Origin of the sequence: Pedobacter zeaxanthinifaciens, from assembly GCF_003313335.1 — a bacterium.
Taxonomy (GTDB): domain Bacteria; phylum Bacteroidota; class Bacteroidia; order Sphingobacteriales; family Sphingobacteriaceae; genus Pedobacter; species Pedobacter zeaxanthinifaciens.
Window position 1 is genome coordinate 221,868 of record NZ_QMHP01000004.1, and the last position, 22,457, is coordinate 244,324.

Genomic DNA, 22,457 nt, shown 5'->3' on the forward strand with positions numbered 1-22,457 from the left:
CTGAAATATACTCCTTTTTGGTATACCTATTGCCCAACTATCGGCAAAATAGTAAAGCTTATAAATCAATATTATGAAACTAAATCTCTTAAAACTTTTTCCAGTTGCAATGGCTGGATTGTTTATCGGAAACGCAGCCTTAGCTCAAGATAGCATGGGGCAAAAACCATCTTTCAAAACTTGGTCAATTGGATTAAACGGCGGTGTTTTAACTGGTGTTTCTCCACTAGGTGGCCAAAACGACTTCTCAAATTGGAAATCAAGTTTAGGCTATGGCCTTTATATCAAAAAGCAAATTAGTCCTGCATTCGCTTTGCGTTTGGATGGAGTAAGAGGAACGGTTAAAGGCGATAATGCTGAGCCATTTAACGATGGTACTGTAAATGCAAGCCCAATCTCATCTTTCGAAACTGATTTACGTTATTCGGCTACGTTAAGTGCACAGTTGAACATGGTAAACTGGAGTATGTTTAACCAACACAACAATGCTCAGCTTTATGCTTTAGCAGGTGGTGGTTTTGTTAACTACGAAACTACTACAGTTGCTGCTGGTTCAGGTGCTTCAACAACTCGTTCGGCTGTAGACAAGCTAATCATTCCAGTAGGTGTTGGTGCTAAATTCCGTTTATCGGAAGGTGTTAACTTCGACTTAGGTTGGACAATCAACTTTGTTGACGGAGATCAATTTGATGGCTACGCTGCAAGAAGTAACAACGATAAATACAACTATGCTTATGCTGGTTTAGAGTTTGCGTTAGGTAAAGGTAAACAGTTAGCTTTTTACAGTCCAGTAGCTGCTACTTATGAAGAGGCTTTAGCTGCTAAAAACACTTCTAACTCACTAAAATCAGACTTAGATGCACAAAAAGCGGAGAATGCTAAGTTGCGCAGCGAAATGGCTGATATGTTAAAAGATAGCGATGGCGACGGTGTAGCTGATAAATTGGATAAATGCCCTAACACTCCTTCTGGTACAGTTGTAGATGGTTCTGGTTGTCCATTAAAAGTTCCTGCACCTCAAGTAACTGAGAGAGTAATTGTAACTGAAGCTGACCGTAAAGTAGTAAAAGATGCAATTGATAACCTAGAGTTTGACTTGGGTAAAGCTACCATCCGTTCTAAATCATACCCTACATTAAATAGAGTTGCTGCTTTATTGGTAGAGAAAAACTTTAGCTTGAAATTAGCTGGTCACACTGATATCACTGGTTCTAGAGAGTTAAACATGCGTTTATCTAAAGAAAGAGCCGAGTCAGTTAAAGCTTACTTAGTATCTCAAGGTGCTAACGCTTCAAGAATCGAAGCTACTGGTTACGGTCCTGACCAACCAATTGCAACAAACAAAACTGCAGCTGGTCGTCAGCAAAACAGAAGGGTAGAATTCACCTTATATTAATCTACAGAAAAACGAATTCCTATGAAACAAGAAAGGGTTCCAATTTGGAACCCTTTTTTTATTTACAGGCAGTTGGTTGGAAATTAAATTTTCCTTTTTCGAAATTGATAGGTTTATCTTTAGCAAAATAAGACCTACCAAGAGTAGTTTGAATTACGCCAACTCCCATTTTCAAGCTATCAGCTTTTTTTAAGAACGCCAACGGATTTGAAAATTGAGTATCGTTATTGCCAGTTTTAAAACTGTAATCTACAAACAACGTATCGCCGCTAAATTTTCCCCTTACAATTCCATCATTTTGCGGCTTATTAGCGTATTTAATTACCAATTTACCTTCAACGTCAACACTGTCAATTATCTTAATGTCCATCATTGCGGTATCTCCTTCAAAGCTTGAGATATAGCATTGTTTAACGGTATCTTTTACAATTTTTGTACTTGCTTTTTCACCACTATTGCCAGATGGCGTACAACTAAAAGCCAATGGGATTGCCAAAAATGTAAAAGCCAAATGTTTAATTTTTACGTTCATAATTGCTTTTTTTAGTCAGAACTTTAGTTAATTTAAAAATGCTTCACTTAATGGATGATTAGCACTTATTGTTTCCATAAACGCAAAACCATCTAAATCGTTTATTGGGCGATGCTAGTTATTCTAGAAACAAATCATCATCATCGTCGGTTAAGCTCAGTTGAATATTGTCGTTGCCAGATATGCCTTCAATAGATCCACGGATGTGAGCTGCATTCAAGAGCACCTTATCAAGCTGTTTTTCTCTTGCTTTCCATAGTTTTTCCATGGCATCTCGTTCTCGTTGTATCGATAATTTCATGCTCATGAAGCCTTCTCTAATAGCTTTCCATTGCTCTGCAAATTCATTGCTAATTAGATAGTCGTATAGCATGTGCATTTTATCTCCTTTATTTTCCTGAGATTTTGCAGCGTTAAATAAACGGAGAATGCCATCTCGCAATACCGCCGCTAGCGCCTGTACTTCACCGAAAGTACAAATCCATACGCCATCTTTCAAACCAAAGCAGCTCATGTCTTTCGGCATATTTTGCGTAACCAGCACTGCTATTTCAGCGCCTTGGCTTCTCATATCAGTTTTTAGCTTCTCAATCCAGTCATTGGCAAAAGCAACGGTACGTTTACTTTCATAAATAATGTGGCCGCATTCCTGCCCAAAATTATTTCTAACCGTTTGGATACAATCAGCACCACGTACACCTTTGCCAACTTCTTGCACTAAATCAAAAGGGAAGGAGGTTCTTAGAAGTTCTTCTAAAGCCAATTCTTGTATTTCTCCCTGAAGCTGCATTGAACCTTGTTCTGCTTTGCGCTTCATTTCCTCGGCCAATTTCTTCTGATCTTCCAGCTGTTTATCTTTTTCTGCCAGCTTCATTTTGAAATCCAATTCAGCTTGTTGCAAGCGCTGGTTCTCAATATTTCTGATTTCGAGCGCCATTTTTTCGCGTTCTTCGGTCAGCTTTTTTTGTATTTCCAAGTCAAGTTCTTCTTGCTTACGTTTCAGTTCATTGGTCATTTGCATGTATTCCAATTCCTTTTGTCTAGCAGTTTTTAACTTTTCTTCGTTTTCTTTATTAGCCTCGTCTAAAATCTTAAGCCTGTTTTCAAAATCAGCACTTATTGATTTGCGTAAGTTTTCACTTACACTGGCTTGTAAAGCTTCCTTTTCTTTGGTTAAGCGTTGCTCAAAAGCTAATTCCTGTTGCTTTCTAAGCTGCTCAAAACTTTCTTCCTGTTGTTTTTTTGCAGTTTCAATAGCCTCCATTTTTTTACGGAACTCATCTTCTTTTTGCTTAGTGAACGATTGCATCTTCTCCCGCAAATCCTTTTTGTACTCTTCAACCATCACTTCTTCCATAGGAAAAGAGTGGCTGCAATTAGGACACTTAATTTCAGTTGGCATATAATGTATTTTTTTGAAAGGAATATCAAATTTAAGCATTGTTATGCACACATGCATCAATAATATCTGCATTGCTACAATTGGTAGGGCTCCATCGGTATTAAATTGATTTATTGCACAATCATGTACGGTTAATTCAGTAATTTCGTACATCAAACCAAACCCATGTTACATCGTATCCTAAATGCCTATAAAACATCTTTTTCTGGTTTAAGTCGCCAAACCTGGATTTTAAGTGTCGTCATATTAATTAACCGTTGCGGTTTTATGGCTGCACCTTTTATGGGCCTTTACGTTACGCAAGCGCTGCATCGTGCAGAGTCGGATGCTGGCATTGTAACTTCACTGTTTGGCGTTGGTGCAATTGCGGGGGCAGCGGTAGGCGGGCAACTTACAGATTTGTTAGGTTTTAGGCCAGTTCAAATTTTAGCAGCGCTCATAAGCGGACTGTTCTTTCTGCTTTTCGCAGTGGTGCAGGATTTTACTTGGATTTGTGTTTTAGCATTGATCATCAGCTTTTTTTCAGAAGCATTTAGACCAGCGAATTATGCCGCAATAGCATCTTACGCTGCGCCTGGTACGGAAACAAGATCCTATTCGCTCAATCGTTTGGCTACCAATATAGGCTGGGCTTTTGGCGTGAGCATGGCAGGAATCATTGCATCATACAACTACAAACTACTTTTTGTGGTGGAGGGAAGCGTAAGTATTTTAGTAGCCTCTTCGATATTTTTATTGCTACCGGCTAGAAAAATTACGGCCAAGGCAAAGGCTGAGCGCTCTGATTTGAAAGTGCAAAAACCTTGGAATGACATCCCTTATCTCAAATTTTTGGTACTATCAGTAATGTTTACCATTTGCTTTTTTATGATGTTTAGGGTGGTGCCCGTATTCTACAAAAAAGTATGGCATTTGGATGAAGCGCTAATTGGTTTAATATTGGGAATCAACGGAATTGTAATTGCGCTTTTTGAAATGGTGATGATCAGTAAAATTGAAAATAAACGCTCACCAATTTACTACATCGTTTTGGGCGTAATTATAGTTTCATTTTCTTTTGGTGTATTGATGTTGCCTAAATCTTTCCCAGTGGCAATTGCAGTGCTCAGTATCTTGTTCTTTACTTTTGGAGAGATGTTTTCGCTGCCATTTTTTAACACCTTTGTGGTAAAGCGCAGCAATCAATACAACAGAGGGCTTTACGCGGCAGGTTACACTTTGAGCTGGTCGGTTGCTCAGGTTGCAGGCCCAGCTAGTGGATTTTACATAGCCGATAAATTTGGCTACAATACACTTTGGATTGCAATTACCATTCTACTATTTGGATGTGCCTACTTTTTTAGCAAGCTGAAGCTGGATTAAATTTCGTTCAACCAAATCTTGAGCGCTGTTAATTTACAACATCTAAATTTTAAAAAATTTTTAAAACTTTTTTTTGAAACACTTGTTTTAACCTAACACAGCAAATTTAATTATTGCCAACGTTAGAACTATTTAAATTAAGCACATGAAAAAACGCATCCACGTTTTAGAAGACGATAAAGACATCGCTTTCATTATTGAGTTTCTCTTAAAAGATGAAGGTTACGAGATTCAAGTATCATCAACTTTTAAAGAGTTGAAAAGCAAATTAAACGACTCGATTCCAGATTTATTTATTTTAGATGTAATGTTGCCTGACGGTAATGGATTGGATATTTGTAAGGATTTAAAAAACGATACATTTACCAAGCACATTCCAGTAATATTAATGTCGGCAAATGTACAAAATGAGGCTTTAAGCGAAGCGTCTAGCCCTGACGATTACATCAACAAGCCATTCGATTTGGATTATATCGAAACTCGCATCAAAAGATTGATTGGCGAAAAAAGAGTAGCTTAAAAACATCACGATTAATATTTTATAAGCTCCTTTTGTTTACAGAAGGGGCTTTTTGCTGCTTAAAAAAAATTCTGACAAATAAATGATATCGGATACTTAAAGCATTTTATACCTTTGTCTAACAGTGTTAAATTTTTTAATGCGTAGTCACAATGGGAAGTAAAGAAAGAATACAGCGACAAAAAGAGGATACCCGAAAAGGTATCTTAGCTGCTGCTTTACAGATTGTGAAACAGGAAGGTTGGACGGCGCTCAGTATGAGAAAAATTGCAGATGTAATCGAATATACTGCGCCAATCATCTACGAGTATTTTCCTAATAAAGAAGGTATATTACTTGAGTTAACTAGGCAAGGTTACATTAGTCTTGGTTTAAAAGTTAAAGAAGCAAGGGATAGCAAAACAGATCCAGAGGAACAACTGGAGGCCATGTGGCTTGCTTATTGGGACTTTGCTTTTGAAGAAAAGGAATACTATCAGCTGATGTACGGTGTGCAGGTTAACTGTTGCGAGATGTACAAAACAATGCCTGAGGCCGAATATACTACTGACCTATTTTATGACGCTATCGAAAAATTATTGAAAGAACCTATTTCGGAGGATGCTTCATGCTTGAAGTATTACACTTTCTGGTCACTGATTCACGGTTTGGTATCCATCAATTTGGTACAGAAAGGTGCAAACGATGATATCAATCAACAAATTTTAAGAAGTGCCATTAAGGCCATTATAAAAACCATTAACGACTAAAACTTTTTTTTTGCTTTTGTATTTAACACTGTTAAATTAATTATTAACGTAAAGTATTCAAATTAAAAATCCCAATATCATGAAACATATGTACACATCAGCACCTATATTTAACGGTGTTAAATTATTTAACGAATGGATAATATTGTTAATTTTAACTGTTGTATTATTCCTAGCCAGTTGCGTAAGCAAATCGGAGCCTATGGCTTTAGCACCACCGCCTGTATTGCCTGTAGCAACAGTTGCAAATACTAATCAAGATACATTTATTGATTATCCAGCTGCCATACAAGGAACTACCGACGTTGAAATTAGACCTCAAGTTGGAGGCAATATTGATAAAATTTACGTCAACGAAGGACAGCTTGTAAGCAAAGGCCAATTGTTATTCCAAATTTCTGAGCTGCCGTTTAAGGCGCAATTAAATAATGCAACGGCCTCATTGCAAGCGGCAAAAGCAGCAGTGCTAAATGCACAGTTAGAAGTGGATAAGCTTACTCCTTTAGTGCAGGGCAAGGTAGTTTCCGACTTTCAGTTGAAAACTGCGAAAACCGCTTATCAAATTGCTTTAGCTAATGTGGAACAAGCCAAAGCCAATGTAAATACAGCACAAATTAACCTCGGTTACACCAAAATAAAAGCTCCAAATAGCGGTTACATTGGTCGCCTTCCCAAAAAGCAAGGAAGTTTGGTAAGTCCAAATGATGTGGAAGCACTCACTCAATTATCTGATGTGAATGAGGTGTATGCCTACTTTTCGTTAGCAGAAACGGATTTTATCAAGTTTAATGAAAATTACGAAGGTAAATCGTTGGCCGATCGGCTTCGTCATTTGCCAGCAGTAAGTTTGGTATTAGCTGACCAAAGTGTGTATCCGGTAAAAGGTAAGGTTGATATGGTTAACGGACAGTTTGATAAAACTACTGGTGCCATTACACTTAGGGCCGTATTTGCCAATGCCAAAGGCTTGCTTAGGTCTGGCAATACAGGTAAGGTAAGAATGGGCTTAGCACACCAACAAACAATATTGGTACCGCAATCAGCTACTGTAGAAATGCAGGACAAAATCTTTGTTTATGCAGTGGATAAAGACAACAAAGTGAGCAAAGTTGCAATTACCATCGACGGAAAATCTGGCACCAATTACCTGATTAAAGCTGGGTTAAAATCGGGAGATCAAATTGTTTTAAGCGGGTTAGATAAACTCCAAGAGGGACAGCTGATTCAGCCTGATAAACAAACAGAAAAAGTAGCTCAATTAATTTCTAAAAAATAACATCATCATAATGTTTAAAATATTTATACAAAGGCCGGTGCTAGCTACGGTTATCTCCATTTTATTGGTGATACTGGGTGTACTCGGCTTATCGAAATTGCCACTCCAACAATTTCCAGATATTGCACCGCCATCTGTATTGGTGACAGCCGTATATCCGGGCGCAAATGCCGAAACGGTGTTACGTTCGGTAGCTCCGTCCATAGAAGAATCTATAAACGGTGTAGAGAACATGACCTATATGACCTCTACAGCAAGTAACGACGGTACATTAGCCATTACCGTATTTTTTAAATTAGGTACTGATGCAGATCAGGCGGCAGTGAATGTACAAAATAGAGTTGCCCAAGCCACCAGTCAGCTACCTGCGGAGGTTGTACAACAGGGCATTATTACGGCTAAACAGCAAAACAGTTTCATCATGGCAATAGGCATGTATACCGAGGATGAAGCTAAATATGATCAAACTTTTGTGGCCAATTATGCACAAATTAATATCATACCAGAAATTAAACGGATACCTGGTGTAGGTGCTGCCAGTATTTTTGGTGGTGTAAAAGATTATTCGATGCGGGTTTGGTTAAACCCAACGCAAATGGCTACCTATAAAGTTACGCCAAATGAGGTGATGGCTGCTATTCAGGATAAAAGTTTAGAGGCAGCACCAGGGAAATTTGGTGAGCGAAGCAAGGAAGTTTTTGAGTATGTAATTAAATATAAAGGCAAACTAACTAAGCCAGAAGATTACGAGCAAATTGCCATCAGGTCAAATAGCGATGGTTCTATTTTACGTTTAAAAGATGTAGCGAGGGTTGAACTTGGTGCTTATTCGTACAATAGCTTAACCCGCTTGAATGGGCAAAAAGGAATAGTGATCGGTGTGATTCAATTAGCCGGATCCAACTCTAACGAAATACAAATTGCCATCAATAAAATGATGGAAAAGGCTTCGAAAGATTTTCCGAAAGAAATAAAGCATAATATTTTCTATAGCACAAAAGTGGCACTGGACCAATCTATTGATCAGGTAATTCACACTTTGATTGAAGCATTTATTTTGGTTTTCATTGTGGTGTTCATCTTTTTGCAAGATTTTAGATCTACCCTTATTCCGGCTATTGCAGTGCCAGTTGCCATTGTAGGTACGTTCTTTTTCATGCAGTTATTTGGATTTTCAATTAACCTGTTAACGCTATTTGCATTAATATTAGCCATTGGTATTGTGGTAGATGATGCCATTGTAGTAGTTGAAGCAGTGCATGCTAAAATGGAACATAAACACCTCCCACCAAAAGTGGCAACCCACGAAGCGATGAGCGAAATTACTGGTGCTATCATTTCCATTACCTTGGTGATGGCTGCGGTATTTTTACCAGTAGGTTTTATGGAAGGTTCAACGGGTTTGTTCTACCGTCAGTTTGCCTTTACTATGGCTATCGCGATTGTGATATCCGCAATTAACGCTTTAACATTAAGTCCGGCATTAGCTGCTTTATTTTTGAAAGATCACCATGCAAACGCTCAAAATAGCACTGCACCAGTTCAAAGAAACTTCAAAGAAAAATTCTTTAGCGGCTTTAACAGCAGTTTCAATGCAATGACCAACCGTTACGTAAACAGTTTAAGGTTTTTAATTAAAAATAAATGGTTGAGTTTAGGAGGCTTGGCGGTAATTACTTTGGTTACTGTTTGGATGGTAAAAACAACGCCATCGGGCTTTATCCCTACCGAAGATCAGGGCTTCATCGCAATCTCGGTATCTACACCTTCGGGAACTTCGCTAGATGGTACGCAAAAGGTGATGACTGAGGCTGAAAATACATTGCGAAAATTAGAATCATCGAGGTTTGTTACCGCAATTTCAGGGTTCAATTTGTTAACCAATTCTACTAGCCCATCGGCAGCAGTTGTTTTTGTATTGCTCAAGCCCAACGAACAAAGAGGTAAAGTGAAAAATATTGATGAAATTATGAATCAGGTGAGAGGCGCTTTAGGAAGCATCTCGGGAGGTAGTTTCTTCGTATTTAGTTTCCCAACGGTACCCGGCTTTAGTAATGTTGAGGCGCTGGATTTGGTACTTCAAGATAAAACGGGCGGTAAGCTAGATAAGTTCAGTGGTATTTCACAGCACTTTATTGGCGAGTTGATGAAACAGCCTGCCATTGCAGTGGCATTTACCAGTTTTAAAGCCGATTACCCGCAGTTGGAACTGGATATCAACCACGAAAAAGCAGACCAGTTGGGCGTAAATGTGAAAGATATTTTACAAACCATGCAGGCTTATTTTGGTAGTGCACAGGCTTCAGACTTTAACCGTTTTGGCAAATACTACAGGGTAGTTGTACAAGCGGATGTTGCAGACCGAGCTGATCCATCGGCTATAGACCGCGTGTTTGTGAAAAATAGAACGGGTGAAATGGTGCCAATTAATACTTTGGTTAGCCTACGCCGAATTTATGGTTCAGAAACGGCATCAAGATACAACTTGTTCAATTCTATTGCGGTAAATGCAATACCTAAGCCAGGCTTTAGTTCTGGAGATGCTATTAAAGCGATAGAAGAGGTGGCGGCAAAAGAATTACCTGCAGGTTACAGCTACGAATTTTCGGGACAAACCAGAGAAGAAATTTCTTCAGGAGGCCAGTCGGCTGTAATTTTTATACTGTGCTTGGTGTTCATTTACTTCCTGTTAGCAGCGCAATACGAAAGTTACTTGCTTCCACTTGGGGTCATTCTTTCCATTCCTGTAGGTATGTTTGGCGTATTTGCGGCCATCGGCTTTGCCGGAATTGCAAACAACATTTATGTGCAGGTTGCCTTGGTGATGCTTATTGGCTTGTTGGCCAAAAATGCCATTCTGATTATTGAATTTGCCGCACAGCGGAGAAGAGCCGGAAAACCATTATTGGCAGCTGCATTGGAGGCTGCGAAGCTGAGGTTGCGTCCTATTATTATGACCTCCCTGGCATTTGTAGTTGGACTAGTGCCAATGATGTTTGCTACCGGTCCATCTGCGCAAGGTAACCATAGTATCAGTATTGGTGCTGCTGGCGGAATGGTTTCTGGCGTAGTACTAGGTTTATTTATAATTCCAGTACTGTTTATGGTGTTTCAATATCTGCAGGAGAAAGTTACCGGCGTACCTGCTGCGGTGATTAATAACCAGCACACTGAAGTTTTACAAGATTAAAATTTTAAGGCTATCGTAATACCATTAAGGTAGCCTTATTTCAACATAAAAAATAATGAAAAATATTATCCATAGCGTTTTTATCATCTTCCTTTTGGGGATTTTTGGCTGTAGCATTCCGAAAAGCGTACTTAATCCAATCAAAGATGTGCCTTCGCAATATCGAGGTTCAAATAACACAGATACCACAAGTATCGGATCAATTGCTGTTAAAGAATTTTTTGCACATCAAACTGTTCAGCAGTTGCTTGATAGTGCCATTGAAAGAAATCTGGATTTGCAAATTGCCATTAAAAATATTGAAGCAGCAAATTTATTGCTAACCAGAGCCAAAATGGGAAATTTGCCACAACTCAATTTACAAGTTACGGCCACTTCTAGTAGGCCCTCGGATAACAGTTTAAATGGTATTAGTGCCTCTCAATTTTTGAATACTACACATATCGAAGATTATAATGCCAATTTAGCATTAAGTTGGGAGGCAGATATTTGGGGGAAAATTAGCAAACAAAAAGAGGCTGCACTCGCTACTTATCTGCAAACTGGAGAAGTGAAAAAAGCTGTTCAAACACGTGTTGTTGCCATGGTAGCCACTAGTTTTTACCAGTTGTTATTATTGGATGCGCAATTAGATATTGCAAACCGAAATTTAAAGCTTACGGATAGCACGTTGAAAATGGTTACTCAGCAATTTGATGCTGGTCAGGTAACTTCACTTGCCGTGGCTCAAACTAAGGCACAGTGGTTAAGTGCCAATCAGCTTATCCCTCAAATTACACAAGCCATTCGTATCCAAGAAAATGCCTTAAGCGAACTAACAGGTAATTTCCCAAACGCCATAGAACGTAAAACAACGTTGGCTCAGCTTGAGCTGCCTAGCCAACTTTTGCTGGGCGTACCGTCAGGAATGTTGGCTTTGCGTCCTGATGTGAAAAGTGTGGAGCTAGGCTTAAAAGCTGCAAATGCAAGAGTTGGTGTAGCAAATGCCGCGATGTATCCATCATTGGTAATTTCGGCAAGTGGCGGCGTAAACTCGTTTAAGGCGAGTAACTGGTTTAATGTTCCGGCTTCACTATTTGGTATAGTAGGAGCGGGGATTACGCAACCTATTTTCAATCGTAAAGAGCTTAAAACGCAGTTTGAGTTAGCAAAAGTAGAACGTGAAAAGTTAGTGCTACAGTTCAGGCAATCAGTAATAAAAGCCGTAGTAGAAGTGGCTAACGAGCAAACTAAATTGGAAAACTTAAAGGATGAATTTTCTATTGCTCAAAATAGAGTGCAAACCTTAAAATTAGCAGTTAAAAATGCCGACTTACTATTTAAAAGTGGCCTGGCAAATTACCTGGAAGTGATTACTGCTCAGTCTAATTTACTACAAGGCGAATTAAATTTAGCTAGCTTAAAAACGGCGCAACTCAATGCAAGTGTTGAGTTGTATAGGGCGTTAGGCGGCGGTTGGCATTAAGTTAAAGTCCCAAAATTAAGTCGTAATTATCTTTCTAATTAAGATTTTTTGAATGGTGAAAACTTCATTTTGTGGTCTAATAGAATATCAAGAGTGGCCTAATTTACACTGCAATCAACGCTAATTTGAGCTTAAGTTTTATAAAGCGCAGTTAAATCGCAATGCTGTTGCGTTTAAAAATTGCTAATCATAATAAAACACTGTAACTTGCCGTTTCTTAACAACTTAATTTATAATTAACACAAATGAACAAAAATCAAATTAGAAGTCTAGTTGCGCTAGCGTTATTAGCAACTGGTCCTTTGTTTGCATCTGCTCAGTCGCAAAAGAAAAACTGGTTCAACTTAGATTTGAAAGCAGACAGCGTGTTTGGTATTAGTACCGAGAGAGCGTACAATGAGCTTTTAAAAGGCAAGAAATCAAACACTGTTATTGTCGGTATTTTGGATAGCGGAGTTGATGGAGTCCACGAAGATTTAAAATCTGTAATGTGGGTAAACAAAAAGGAAAAAGCGGGTAACGGGAAAGATGATGATAAAAACGGTTACATCGATGATGTGAACGGATGGAGCTTTTTAGGCGGCAAAGGCGGTAACGTAGATCACGAAACTTTAGAGTTAACTCGTATAGTTCGTAGAGATGCAGCTCGTTTTGCAAATGTAACTGAGGCTACTGTTAAAGCTGAAGATAAAAAAGCATTTGAAGCTTATTTAGCCAATAAAAAAGAATTTGAAGATGGTTTAGCAAAAGCAAAAACGGGTCTTCAAAGATACGAAGGCATCAAAAACGCGATTGAAGGCCTAGTTAAAAAAATTGGTAAAGAAAATCCAACCCTTGAAGATGTAAAAAACTATACACCTGAGGGACAAATGGAATCTAACATCAAAAATGCTTTGATGGGCGCCTTGGCTAACTCTGATTATAAAACGTTCTATGAAGAACAAATCAAAGGTGGTTATGATTATTTCTACGGTCAAGTAAATTATAACTACAACTTAGGTTATGATCCTCGTTCAGTAGTAGGTGACGATCCGAATAATAGCAATGAGCGTTTTTATGGCAACAACGACTCTAAAGGTCCAGATCCTTCACACGGTACACACGTAGCAGGTATTATTGGTGCTGATAGAAAAAATACCATCGGAATTAATGGCGTTGCTGATAACGTATTATTAATGGCAGTGCGTAACGTTCCAGACGGCGATGAGCGTGATAAAGATGTGGCTAATGCTATCCGTTATGCTGTTGACAATGGTGCAAAAGTATTGAACATGAGCTTTGGTAAAGCTTATTCATGGGATAAAAAAGTAGTTGACGAAGCAGTTAAATATGCAATTAGCAAAGATGTTTTGCTAGTGCATGCTGCTGGTAATGACAACAAAAACTTAGATGTAGAAACTAACTTCCCTACCAACAAATATGAGGACGGAAGCTTAGCTGATGCTTGGTTAACTGTTGGTGCATCAACACCTTACAATGATAAGAGATTGAAAGCTTCTTTCTCAAATTATGGTAAAACTAGCGTTGATGTTTTTGCTCCAGGTTTTGGTATTTATTCTACTTTCCCTAACCAAACTTACAAAGATGAGAATGGAACAAGTATGGCTTCACCAGTAGTTGCAGGTTTAGCTGCTTTAATTCGTTCTTACTATCCTAAGTTGAAAGCTACACAGGTTAAAGAAATTATCATGAAATCAGTAGAGAAAGCTGATTCATTGAAAGATTTATGTGTAACTGGTGGTGTAGTTAATGCTTACAATGCACTAAAATTAGCTGCTACTTACTAATGAAGTTAAAAGTATAAAGGCAAAGTAAAAAGTGTCAATTGCCTATAGCTAAAAAGCCCAGATTGGAATTCAATCTGGGCTTTCTTTTATGTTTTCGCATGGTAATAAGGTGCGGTTACTTTTTAGCCAAAGCCTGGTAAATTTCCGCATACAGCAATCCGCTACCGCCGCCGTAATGTTTTACTACCTTGGTTTTTGCTTTCTGCTTAGTCAAACTCAAACGCAGTTCTTGTTCTTCGTCATCTGTAATTCCAGCGCCAATTAATGCAATGTCAAATACTTCAATTTCACATTGTTGCTGCGCCTCTAGTAATGATAACGCAATAGCAGCCTTCCAATTATCTATCTTTTCAATTAAACGTGCTATGGTTTGGGCGATGGGCTGGTTTGCGCAAACTATTAAAATATGGGTCATTTGCTGTTCTGTTTTAGCCACAGATGCACAAATAAATCTATTCCTATCCCTGAAAAATATTTGTGCATCTATGGTTTAATTAACTTAAAATTTCATTGGCACTTCCATTAGAAGAAACTCTGCATCTGTACCTGCGGTAACTTCAAATTGGTCGGTGTCCCAAATTCCAAATCCATCTCTGGTGTTAACCTCTTTGCCATCAACTTTAAGGCTTCCTTTTAATACAAAGATGTAAACGCCGTTACCTTCTTTGTGCAGTTGATACGTTTTGGTGGTGTTACCATCAAATCTGGCCATGTTAAACCAAGCAACTTGATAGATCCATACGCCCGCATCATCTGCATTAGGAGATAATACCTGTACAAATTCATTTCTGGTGGTGGCATCGATGGTAATTTGATCATATCTTGGTGTTACATTCCTTTTATTTGGGAAAACCCAGATTTGTAAAAACTTAGCAGGATGAGCTGCATCCGGGTTGTATTCGGAATGATAAACTCCAGTTCCTGCGCTCATTACCTGTATCTCTCCCGATTTAATGGTGGCAGTATTCCCCAGGCTATCTTTATGTTGTAGTTCTCCTTCCAATGGGATAGAGATAATTTCCATGTTATCGTGTGGATGTTCCCCAAAACCCATCCCTCCAGTTACAAAATCGTCATTTAGTACCCTTAATGCGCCAAAATGTACGCGATCTGGGTTGTAATATCCAGCAAAGCTGAAAGAGTGAAAGCTTTTTAACCAGCCATGATCTGCGGCTCCGCGAGTGTCGGCTGTGTGTAATACGGTCTGTGCCATAATTTTTTTCTCCTTTGTTGATACAAATTTACAAGCGTTTTTTGGGTTGTTTATTGATGTAGGATAAGAAAGTCGGGAAGTCGGGAAGTCGGGAAGTCGGGAAGTCAAAAGTCAAAAGTCAAAAGTCAAAAGTCAAAAGTCAAAAGTCAAAAAAAATGGACATACAAGGTACGAATATATTTAGGGAGAGTTTAAACCTTTAATTATTTTGACTTTCCTACCTAAACAACTAAACAACTAAACAACTAAACAACTAAACAACTAAACAACCAAACTGTCTTTCAATAGTCATTCATTCATGGAAAGTCGTATTTTGCAAAACCAAATAGATAACTTAGTAACATGATCAACAGGGCTACTTACCAGGCGGCGCAAATTGTTGCACCTACCATCGAAACTCACTTTGCCGAACATTTGGCCGAAGCGAGTGCCAAAGGCGAAATAGACTTGGCGCCACAGCCGCCCGCCCGTGTAATAGAAGCCATTTTGGATGCTGCTTTTTGGAGTAGCTTGCGTAAGGAAGAAGGGCATTCGCCTAAAATCTCTATTGCTTTTTTACCGCCCGAACAAGCAACCAAACCTTTGCTTTTTAAGCAGAATCTACCTTTGAATCCAAACGTATTGACCAAGTTGGCACCCGGTGTTGAGCGTGGCGGTATTCACATTGGTGTATGGCACGATGGTTATGATTTGTACGTGTGGGGTACTACCTTGAATATTCCTAATTACTGCTTCGTAGTAGATGTATCAGAACCGGCATTATTGGTGGTTAAGCACCGTAGGATGGCTGGCTTTGGCAAATTTACCAACGTAGCTGTTCTGAAGGGTGATCAAATTAAAATTGTCAACGAAAATGCACCTAAAACTGGGGAGTGTCCTAGTATTTTACTGTCGTTACTTGATTTAACAGCAGAAAGTTATTGGAGCGATGCCGCAAACATCCTCATCCAATTAGCAGTTTCGATGCGTGCCCATGGCAGGGGCGGGGCGGTACTTGTAGTGCCTCAAGATAAGGACGATTGGAAGCAATCTGTAATTCATCCCATTAGCTATGCTTTAACACCAGCATTTAAAGGTTTGGCAGATTTGGTACGTAGGGATCGAGATGATTCGAGTGAGATATTCTGGCAAACAGCTTTGAAAAGGGAAATAGACCACTTAGCTGGGTTAACGGCGGTTGATGGCGCAACGATAATTACAGATGAATATGAGCTTTTAGCATTTGGTGCCAAAACTGGCAGATCAAACAGTAGCGAGCATATCCAGCAAATTTCTTACACCGAACCCATCAATAATGCGGAGGCTTTAGTGGTACATCCGGCTAAAATTGGTGGCACAAGGCACTTATCAGCTGCTCAATTTGTATTTGATCAAAGAGATGCATTGGCGCTAGTTGCCTCACAAGATGGGCATTTTACGGTATTCAGTTGGTCGAAATCTTTAAAAATGGTACAAGCTCAACGCATTGATGCGCTGCTGTTGTAATTAAGCGGTAAATACCCCAACAACTATGGCAAACATTAGTAGGACTAACATTACGATGCGGTCCGCTACTACACGTTGCCTATAAGTAGAGGGTTTAGTAGCTTTTTGCTCTCTAACTCCATAAATTACGTTGGTAGCTGCTTGATGTAGGTTTGCAATCATAACTCGTCCTCCTTTTATAAGCAATTACAAACAAAGACGAAGCCAATTATTGTGGATATGTGGATAATTAATGTTTTTAAGTATTTTATTTTTGGATACCCGTATATTAACGGGTAAGTTTCCTCAAAATGCAGCAATGTTATTGTCTGTTTTTTGAAACATGCAACAGTTCAGTGAGTTAATATTCATACAGTTAGCTTCTAGTTTGTCCGTCACCTGTAACCAACCATTTATAACTTGTTAGTTCTTCCAATGCCATTGGGCCACGGGCATGAAGTTTTTGTGTGCTAATGCCAATTTCAGCACCTAAGCCAAATTGTGCACCATCTGTAAATGCTGTTGATACATTGGCATAAACCGCTGCGGCGTCAACCTGGTTAAGAAATAATGCAATGTTTGCTGCATCTTCCGAAATGATGGCTTCACTATGTTTTGAACTATAGGTGGCTATGTGTTCCAAAGCCTCTTCAATATCTCGTACTACTTTTACAGCTAATTTTAAGGATAAAAACTCGGTCCCGAAATGTGCTGGGGAAGCTTGATGTAAAAGTTGGTTTGGATAGTAGTCTTTTAATTGCGCATAACTGGTTTCATCGGCATAAAGCTCTACTTCTTTTTCAGCCAAAGGCGATAGAAGTTCGGCAATATCATTTGTACGATGTTGGTGTATCAAAACGCAGTCTAACGCATTGCAAACGCTCACTCTACGCGTTTTTGCATTGGCGATAATTTGCTGCCCTTTTGCTAAATTACCCGAAGCATCAAAAAATGTATGTACAATGCCTGCACCAGTTTCAATTACAGGGATTTTACTGTTTTGGCGCACGTAATTGATCAACGATTGGCTGCCTCTTGGAATAAGCACATCTACATAGCCTACTGCATTTAACAGTTCTTCGGTCGCAGTTCTATCTGCCGGCAATAAAGTTAATATAGCTTTATTAAGTTGGTGTTTTTCTAATACTTCATGGATAACTTTTGCAATGGCTAGGTTAGAAAATTCCGCATCACTGCCACCTTTTAAAATAGCAATATTCCCGGTTTTAAAACATAGAGAAAAAACATCAACAGTAACATTTGGCCTAGCTTCGTAAATTACGCCAACCACGCCTAACGGTACGCGAACTTTTTTGATATAGAGATTATTTGGCAAAGTACGGTCGTTAATTACGTTTCCGAGCGGATTAGCCAACCCAACTACATTTTTTACATCATCCGCAATTGCCGCAATACGTTCCGTTGTCAATTGTAAACGGTCATATTTTGGGTCTGTTTTCGGCATTCTGTCCAAATCTTTTTGATTTTCAATAAGGATAAAATCACTGTTTGCTATTAACGCATTCGCTAAATCAGCAAGCACCAAATTAATTGTTTCTTTATTTAAAGAAATGATGTTTCTGGTTGCTTGTTTAGCTTTTTCGAAGTAGTTCATTCTAGTGTCTAGGTGTTAGGGGTTAGGCTTCAGGTATTTTATTTTCAACTTACTTGCCAACTAAATCGCATAAAAATAATCGTAATGTACTAGCGGCTTTTGGTTTTTTTGACCAATTCGCTCTTTGGCTTTATCAGAGCTGTATTTTGCAATTCCTAAGCCAATTAACTTTTCGTCTTCATCTAAAATCTTAATGATGTCGCCTTTTAGAAAATCAGCTTTGATGGCGATAATGCCAACGGGTAACAAACTGGTTGCTTTGCCAGAAGTAAGTACTTGTTTAGCGCCATTGTTTAGCTGTACAGCACCAGTTGCGGCAGTTTCTGCATGTGCAATCCACTTTTTTTGCCCAGATTTAATTTTATCTGCAGGAAAATGGGTATGAACTATTTTATTTTGTAGTAAATCGGTTAATACATTTGCAGTTTTACCGTTAGTGATGTGTACGTTAATGCCCAGTTTGGCAGTTTTTTGTGCAATGGTAGTTTTGGTAATCATGCCACCTCTGCCAAATTGAGATTTGCCAGAACTTACAAAATTGCTCAGATCGGTAAAATTGCTCGTTACTTTTTCAATCACTTTAGAACTTTCCAGCTTGGGATCGCCGTCGTAAATGCCATTTACATTGGAAAGAATAAAAAGCGCATCGGCGTTCATCATTGAGGCAATAAGGCCGGCTAGCTCATCATTGTCGGTAAACATTAGCTCAGTTACAGATACCACATCATTTTCATTTACTACCGGAATTACCTGGTTTTGTAGTAAAATGTGGATGCAGTTTTTCATGTTGAGGTAATGCACTCGGTCCCTAAAATCTTCCTTAGTTACCAATACCTGAGCACACTGTATATCATGCTTATCGAAGTAGGCGGCATAGGTGTTAATGAGTTTTACCTGGCCAATGGCGGCAAGTAACTGTCTGGTAGCAACGGCGTCTTGTTTTTCGCTAACTTTAATTAAACTTCGCCCCGAAGCTACAGCACCAGAGGAGACGAGTATGACTTCAATTCCTTGTTTTTTGATGGATGCTAATTGATCTACTAAATGAGCAATGCGCTCGTTATCAGGTAAGCCATTAGCTTGCGTAATTACGTTAGAACCTATCTTAACAACTATTTTTTTGTACTGTAATGCCATTATCTTGTTTGGAATTGCTAATCTACCAAATAAGTAGGGTTTTTCATAGTTGTTGGTTTTTTGGTTGTTAGTTGTTTGGTTTTTTGGAGTTGATTGCCATAGAGTGCTTGTTAGGTTTTTTTAACCGCAGAGATTTTGTAGGGCTGCGCAGAGAACGCAAAGTTGGAAGCTTAGCGTTCTTAGCGATTTCTTATTTTTCCTTTGCGTTATTATTTTAACCGCAAAGATTTTGGAGGGTTGCGCAGGGAACGCAAAGTTGGAAGCTTAGCGTTCTTAGCGATTTCTTATTTTTCCATTGCGTTAATTTATTTTTAACCGCAAAGATTTTGTAGAGTTACGCAGAGAACGCAAAGTTGGAAGCTTAACGGTTTCTTATTTTTCCTTTGCGTTAGTTTATTTTAACCGCAAAGATTTTGTAAAGTTACGCAGGGAACGCAAAGTTGGAAGCTTAACGGTTTCTTATTTTTCCATTGCGTTAGTTTATTTTTAACCGCAAAGATTTTAGAGAGTTGGCAGGGGACGCAAAGTTGGAAGCTTAACGGTTTCTTATTTTTCCATTGCGTTAATTTATTTTTAACCGCAAAGATTTTGTAGGGTTGCGCAGGGAATGCAAAGTTGCAAGCTTAGCGTTCTTAGCGGTTTCTTATTTTTTCCATTGCGTTAGTTTATTTTTAACCGCAAAGATTTTGTAGAGTTGTGCAGGGGACGCAAAGTTGGAAGCTTAGCGTTCTTAGCGATTTCTTATTTCTCCTTTGCGTTAGTTTATTTTTAACCGCAAAGATTTTGGAGAGTTGCGTAGGGGACGCAAAGTTTACTGATTTTAGAATGCAAGTGGTAGGTACAAGCTTTTGTTAAATAAACCCGATGAAAGTGGAAATACTTTTTGTTTCTCATTAACGGCAGGGACTATTTGATTTAAGCTGTTCAGCAATAGATCCCTCGTACTTGGGAATGACAGGATGGTTAAACAAAAAGATTGCAACGAACAGCGGGGCTGCCTAAGCCAAAATGAACTGAATTTGCTTTCCAAATACATTAAAATTCGCTGCTTTAAATATTTGTAAAAAATAATTTAAAAATTAAATAGCTGATTTACAACTATTTATTAATTTTGTTTATGTTTTTATAGTACTATGTATTGCATAGTACATTATTTAACATATATCTTTGTATTATGATAGCAGAGAATACGCAAACCCAAATGCGCAAAGGCATACTCGAGTACTGTGTGCTTTTAATCATCTCCCGTGGAGAGATTTACGCGTCTGATATAATTGCCGAATTGAAGAGGGCAAAACTTCTGGTGGTAGAGGGTACCTTGTATCCGTTACTTACCCGGTTGAAAAATAATGGATTGTTGAGTTACAATTGGGTAGAGTCCACGTCTGGTCCGCCACGCAAATACTATGTGCTTACGCCAGAGGGCAGGCAAATTTTAACCCAACTGGACACTACATGGCAGGAGCTAGTTTACGCCATTACCACATCACAACAAGGAGCTAACCCAACAACTTAATAAAAATAAACCATGCAGTGGCTTGCTGCTGCTAAAGCATACAGATATGAATAAGACGATTATCATCAATATAGGCAATTCCATTATCCACATTGAGGAAGAAGCTTATGAAATACTAATGAATTACCTTAACGAAATTAAACAGCATTTTGCTAAAAACGCTGACGACTTTGAAATTGTGAAGGATATTGAAAACCGTATAGCCGAAATGTTTGCGGAGATTTTACAAAAAGGTCAGAAACAGGTGATTGACGTTGCCGATGTACATGGCGTAATTACTCAAATGGGTAGTGTGAAGGATTTTGTGGATGATGAAGAGGAAAGCTTAAACGATGCAGGAGATATTAATTACATTGGTGTTAAAAGACTTTTTAGAGATACACATGATGGTGTAGCTGCTGGTGTTTGTGCTGGCTTGGGACATTATTTGAATGTAGAAGCGAGATGGATAAGATTAGCATTTTTCTTGCTTAGCTTTTTAGGTGGTACGGGGATATTGGTTTATCTGATTTTATGGATTGCCGTTCCTAGAGCAGCTAGCAGATCGGAAAGAATGCAGATGAAAGGTGAGGCTACTAATTTGTATGGCTACAAAAAAAGTTTCGATGAGGAATTGGCCGCACTTAAAGCTAACATGAAATCGGCAAATGACCAATTTGGACCGGCCGTTAAAAAATCGGGCAACTTTTTGGTAGTGCTGTTTAGGATGTTTGGCCGCTTGCTTAGAGGTATCTTCAAGTTTTTTGGAAAAACTATGGCCATTTGCTTTATTGTTTTTGGCTTTGGAATGATGATTACCCTAATTGTTTTTTTAGGAATGCTACTTGGCTTTTGGGACGAAAATACCTACCAAAGTTTCCCATTGAATGTAATTAATACGCCGTTTAGAGATGGCTTGATTTTCCATGCTTTCCTTACATTTTTTGTTCCTGTATTGGCCTTGGTGCTGTTTGCGCTTAAAGTAGTAAACAACAGGATAGAGATTAGCAAATATGTTTGGTTTGGATTGTTGATTGTTTGGTTGGTTGGTGCAGGTACTACAGGTTATTACACAGCAAAAATTTTCGGTGAGTTTAAGGAGGAGGCAGAATTGGTGCAGCACACTGATTTAAAACCTTTTGAAACTTATGTGATTGATGTGGATAAGAGCATGGTATTTAACAAGCAAGATAGCATTAGGTACCATTTGGAAGATATGGACATGGGCAAGCGTACCGTGGTAGAGAATTTTGACAACGGCCCTTTTAGAAATCCACGTAACGTAAGTTTTGAGATTGAAAAAAGTTATGATGGGAAAGCTTCTATTTCTGCTACTTACAAAGCGCAGGGAAGAAATTTCGAAACTGCTTTGAAAAATGCACAGAATATCAACTATAAATTTTTGCAGCGAGATTCGGCACTGGTTTTTAATCCGGCAATCCAGTTTAAACAAAACAGCCCTTGGCGTGGCCAGCATGTGCATTTAACCTTGAAACTTCCGGTAGGTGCTAAAGTTTTAATCAACGAAAATAACGATAGGTACTGGAGCTTTTATCAATACGTTTACGGTTGCAGCACAGATAATTCAGAAAGCAATGGTTACCGTGAGTGGGTTATGACCGAAGATGGTTTGAAGTGTAAATACGATTTGGATCATCCGAAGGAGAACGAATAAGAAATCCTTAACAACTAAATAACTAAATCATTTTATTAAAAAAATAACTCCAATAATGGAGATGGGGATGGTATTGCCTGATCATTTACTACTTTGAGAATTTAAATAGGTGCTTAACCTGCTTTAATTGAGTGTGTTAAGTTGTAGGTAGCCAATTGGTTTAACAATATTGATTTGGC

18 protein-coding genes are annotated in these 22,457 nt (G+C 38.7%); 11 read left to right on the top strand and 7 right to left on the bottom strand.

The features are described 5' to 3' along the window. Nucleotides 1–73 precede the first annotated feature (73 nt). Nucleotides 74–1,396 (top strand): OmpA family protein, encoded by a 1,323-nt coding sequence (locus DUT68_RS07990; protein WP_113637313.1) that lies wholly within the window; start codon nt 74–76, stop codon nt 1,394–1,396. A gap of 58 nt (nt 1,397–1,454) precedes the next feature. On the opposite strand, the gene DUT68_RS07995 is transcribed toward DUT68_RS07990, so the two are convergent. Both DUT68_RS07995 and DUT68_RS08000 read right to left on the bottom strand, forming a co-directional pair. Further along, nucleotides 1,455–1,928, bottom strand: coding sequence for a hypothetical protein (locus tag DUT68_RS07995; protein ID WP_113637315.1), 474 nt, complete (start codon nt 1,926–1,928; stop codon nt 1,455–1,457). 118 nt (nt 1,929–2,046) lie between these two features. Continuing rightward, entirely contained in the window at nt 2,047–3,330 is a 1,284-nt protein-coding gene (locus DUT68_RS08000; RefSeq protein ID WP_113637600.1) for a DUF2130 domain-containing protein, read from the bottom strand. A 165-nt stretch (nt 3,331–3,495) separates the two neighbouring features. Between DUT68_RS08000 and DUT68_RS08005 the strand changes: the two genes are divergently transcribed. The 7 genes from DUT68_RS08005 (at nt 3,496) to DUT68_RS08035 (ending at nt 13,679) form a co-directional block, all read left to right on the top strand. Beyond that, on the top strand, nt 3,496–4,692 hold the full coding sequence (locus tag DUT68_RS08005) for an MFS transporter (protein ID WP_113637317.1): 1,197 nt from the start codon (nt 3,496–3,498) through the stop codon (nt 4,690–4,692). A 145-nt stretch (nt 4,693–4,837) separates the two neighbouring features. Continuing rightward, nucleotides 4,838–5,212 (top strand): response regulator transcription factor, encoded by a 375-nt coding sequence (locus DUT68_RS08010; RefSeq protein ID WP_113637318.1) that lies wholly within the window; start codon nt 4,838–4,840, stop codon nt 5,210–5,212. 152 nt (nt 5,213–5,364) lie between these two features. Further along, entirely contained in the window at nt 5,365–5,961 is a 597-nt protein-coding gene (locus DUT68_RS08015) for a TetR/AcrR family transcriptional regulator (RefSeq protein WP_113637320.1), read from the top strand. A gap of 79 nt (nt 5,962–6,040) precedes the next feature. Continuing rightward, on the top strand, nt 6,041–7,237 hold the full coding sequence (locus DUT68_RS08020; RefSeq protein ID WP_113637321.1) for an efflux RND transporter periplasmic adaptor subunit: 1,197 nt from the start codon (nt 6,041–6,043) through the stop codon (nt 7,235–7,237). A gap of 10 nt (nt 7,238–7,247) precedes the next feature. Then, nucleotides 7,248–10,427, top strand: a complete 3,180-nt coding sequence (locus DUT68_RS08025; protein WP_113637323.1) for an efflux RND transporter permease subunit — start codon at nt 7,248–7,250, stop codon at nt 10,425–10,427. 55 nt (nt 10,428–10,482) lie between these two features. Continuing rightward, nucleotides 10,483–11,892 (top strand): efflux transporter outer membrane subunit, encoded by a 1,410-nt coding sequence (locus tag DUT68_RS08030; RefSeq protein ID WP_113637325.1) that lies wholly within the window; start codon nt 10,483–10,485, stop codon nt 11,890–11,892. Between the two features lie 245 nt (nt 11,893–12,137). Further along, the gene (locus DUT68_RS08035) at nt 12,138–13,679 is read left to right on the top strand and encodes a S8 family peptidase (RefSeq protein ID WP_113637326.1); all 1,542 of its coding nucleotides are present in this window, start codon (nt 12,138–12,140) and stop codon (nt 13,677–13,679) included. Nucleotides 13,680–13,794: 115 nt separating this feature from the next. On the opposite strand, the gene DUT68_RS08040 is transcribed toward DUT68_RS08035, so the two are convergent. Both DUT68_RS08040 and DUT68_RS08045 read right to left on the bottom strand, forming a co-directional pair. After that, the gene (locus DUT68_RS08040; protein ID WP_113637328.1) at nt 13,795–14,094 is read right to left on the bottom strand and encodes a hypothetical protein; all 300 of its coding nucleotides are present in this window, start codon (nt 14,092–14,094) and stop codon (nt 13,795–13,797) included. A gap of 84 nt (nt 14,095–14,178) precedes the next feature. Next, nucleotides 14,179–14,892 carry a pirin family protein gene (locus DUT68_RS08045; protein WP_113637330.1) on the bottom strand — a complete coding sequence of 238 codons (714 nt, stop codon included), beginning with the start codon at nt 14,890–14,892 and terminating at the stop codon, nt 14,179–14,181. A 342-nt stretch (nt 14,893–15,234) separates the two neighbouring features. Between DUT68_RS08045 and DUT68_RS08050 the strand changes: the two genes are divergently transcribed. Beyond that, entirely contained in the window at nt 15,235–16,377 is a 1,143-nt protein-coding gene (locus DUT68_RS08050; protein WP_113637331.1) for a putative sensor domain DACNV-containing protein, read from the top strand. Here the strand turns inward: DUT68_RS08050 and DUT68_RS18320 are convergent, their stop codons facing one another. The 3 genes from DUT68_RS18320 to proB all read right to left on the bottom strand — a co-directional run bounded on the left by DUT68_RS18320 (nt 16,378) and on the right by proB (nt 19,108). Then, nucleotides 16,378–16,539, bottom strand: a complete 162-nt coding sequence (locus DUT68_RS18320) for a hypothetical protein (RefSeq protein ID WP_157960801.1) — start codon at nt 16,537–16,539, stop codon at nt 16,378–16,380. Nucleotides 16,540–16,732: 193 nt separating this feature from the next. Further along, nucleotides 16,733–17,971, bottom strand: coding sequence for a glutamate-5-semialdehyde dehydrogenase (locus tag DUT68_RS08055; RefSeq protein ID WP_113637333.1), 1,239 nt, complete (start codon nt 17,969–17,971; stop codon nt 16,733–16,735). Nucleotides 17,972–18,031: 60 nt separating this feature from the next. Continuing rightward, the gene (gene proB, locus DUT68_RS08060; RefSeq protein WP_113637334.1) at nt 18,032–19,108 is read right to left on the bottom strand and encodes a glutamate 5-kinase; all 1,077 of its coding nucleotides are present in this window, start codon (nt 19,106–19,108) and stop codon (nt 18,032–18,034) included. A gap of 1,174 nt (nt 19,109–20,282) precedes the next feature. Between proB and DUT68_RS08065 the strand changes: the two genes are divergently transcribed. Further along, nucleotides 20,283–20,624, top strand: a complete 342-nt coding sequence (locus DUT68_RS08065; RefSeq protein WP_113637336.1) for a PadR family transcriptional regulator — start codon at nt 20,283–20,285, stop codon at nt 20,622–20,624. 46 nt (nt 20,625–20,670) lie between these two features. Beyond that, nucleotides 20,671–22,278 (top strand): PspC domain-containing protein, encoded by a 1,608-nt coding sequence (locus DUT68_RS08070; RefSeq protein ID WP_113637337.1) that lies wholly within the window; start codon nt 20,671–20,673, stop codon nt 22,276–22,278. Nucleotides 22,279–22,457 lie beyond the last annotated feature (179 nt).

Coding starts and splice junctions, on each gene's coding strand:
- DUT68_RS07990 (WP_113637313.1), top strand. CDS start 74: ATGAAACTAAATCTCTTAAAACTTTTTCCAGTTGCAATGGCTGGATTG.
- DUT68_RS07995 (WP_113637315.1), bottom strand. CDS start 1,928: ATGAACGTAAAAATTAAACATTTGGCTTTTACATTTTTGGCAATCCCA.
- DUT68_RS08000 (WP_113637600.1), bottom strand. CDS start 3,330: ATGCCAACTGAAATTAAGTGTCCTAATTGCAGCCACTCTTTTCCTATG.
- DUT68_RS08005 (WP_113637317.1), top strand. CDS start 3,496: ATGTTACATCGTATCCTAAATGCCTATAAAACATCTTTTTCTGGTTTA.
- DUT68_RS08010 (WP_113637318.1), top strand. CDS start 4,838: ATGAAAAAACGCATCCACGTTTTAGAAGACGATAAAGACATCGCTTTC.
- DUT68_RS08015 (WP_113637320.1), top strand. CDS start 5,365: ATGGGAAGTAAAGAAAGAATACAGCGACAAAAAGAGGATACCCGAAAA.
- DUT68_RS08020 (WP_113637321.1), top strand. CDS start 6,041: ATGAAACATATGTACACATCAGCACCTATATTTAACGGTGTTAAATTA.
- DUT68_RS08025 (WP_113637323.1), top strand. CDS start 7,248: ATGTTTAAAATATTTATACAAAGGCCGGTGCTAGCTACGGTTATCTCC.
- DUT68_RS08030 (WP_113637325.1), top strand. CDS start 10,483: ATGAAAAATATTATCCATAGCGTTTTTATCATCTTCCTTTTGGGGATT.
- DUT68_RS08035 (WP_113637326.1), top strand. CDS start 12,138: ATGAACAAAAATCAAATTAGAAGTCTAGTTGCGCTAGCGTTATTAGCA.
- DUT68_RS08040 (WP_113637328.1), bottom strand. CDS start 14,094: ATGACCCATATTTTAATAGTTTGCGCAAACCAGCCCATCGCCCAAACC.
- DUT68_RS08045 (WP_113637330.1), bottom strand. CDS start 14,892: ATGGCACAGACCGTATTACACACAGCCGACACTCGCGGAGCCGCAGAT.
- DUT68_RS08050 (WP_113637331.1), top strand. CDS start 15,235: ATGATCAACAGGGCTACTTACCAGGCGGCGCAAATTGTTGCACCTACC.
- DUT68_RS18320 (WP_157960801.1), bottom strand. CDS start 16,539: ATGATTGCAAACCTACATCAAGCAGCTACCAACGTAATTTATGGAGTT.
- DUT68_RS08055 (WP_113637333.1), bottom strand. CDS start 17,971: ATGAACTACTTCGAAAAAGCTAAACAAGCAACCAGAAACATCATTTCT.
- proB (WP_113637334.1), bottom strand. CDS start 19,108: ATGGCATTACAGTACAAAAAAATAGTTGTTAAGATAGGTTCTAACGTA.
- DUT68_RS08065 (WP_113637336.1), top strand. CDS start 20,283: ATGATAGCAGAGAATACGCAAACCCAAATGCGCAAAGGCATACTCGAG.
- DUT68_RS08070 (WP_113637337.1), top strand. CDS start 20,671: ATGAATAAGACGATTATCATCAATATAGGCAATTCCATTATCCACATT.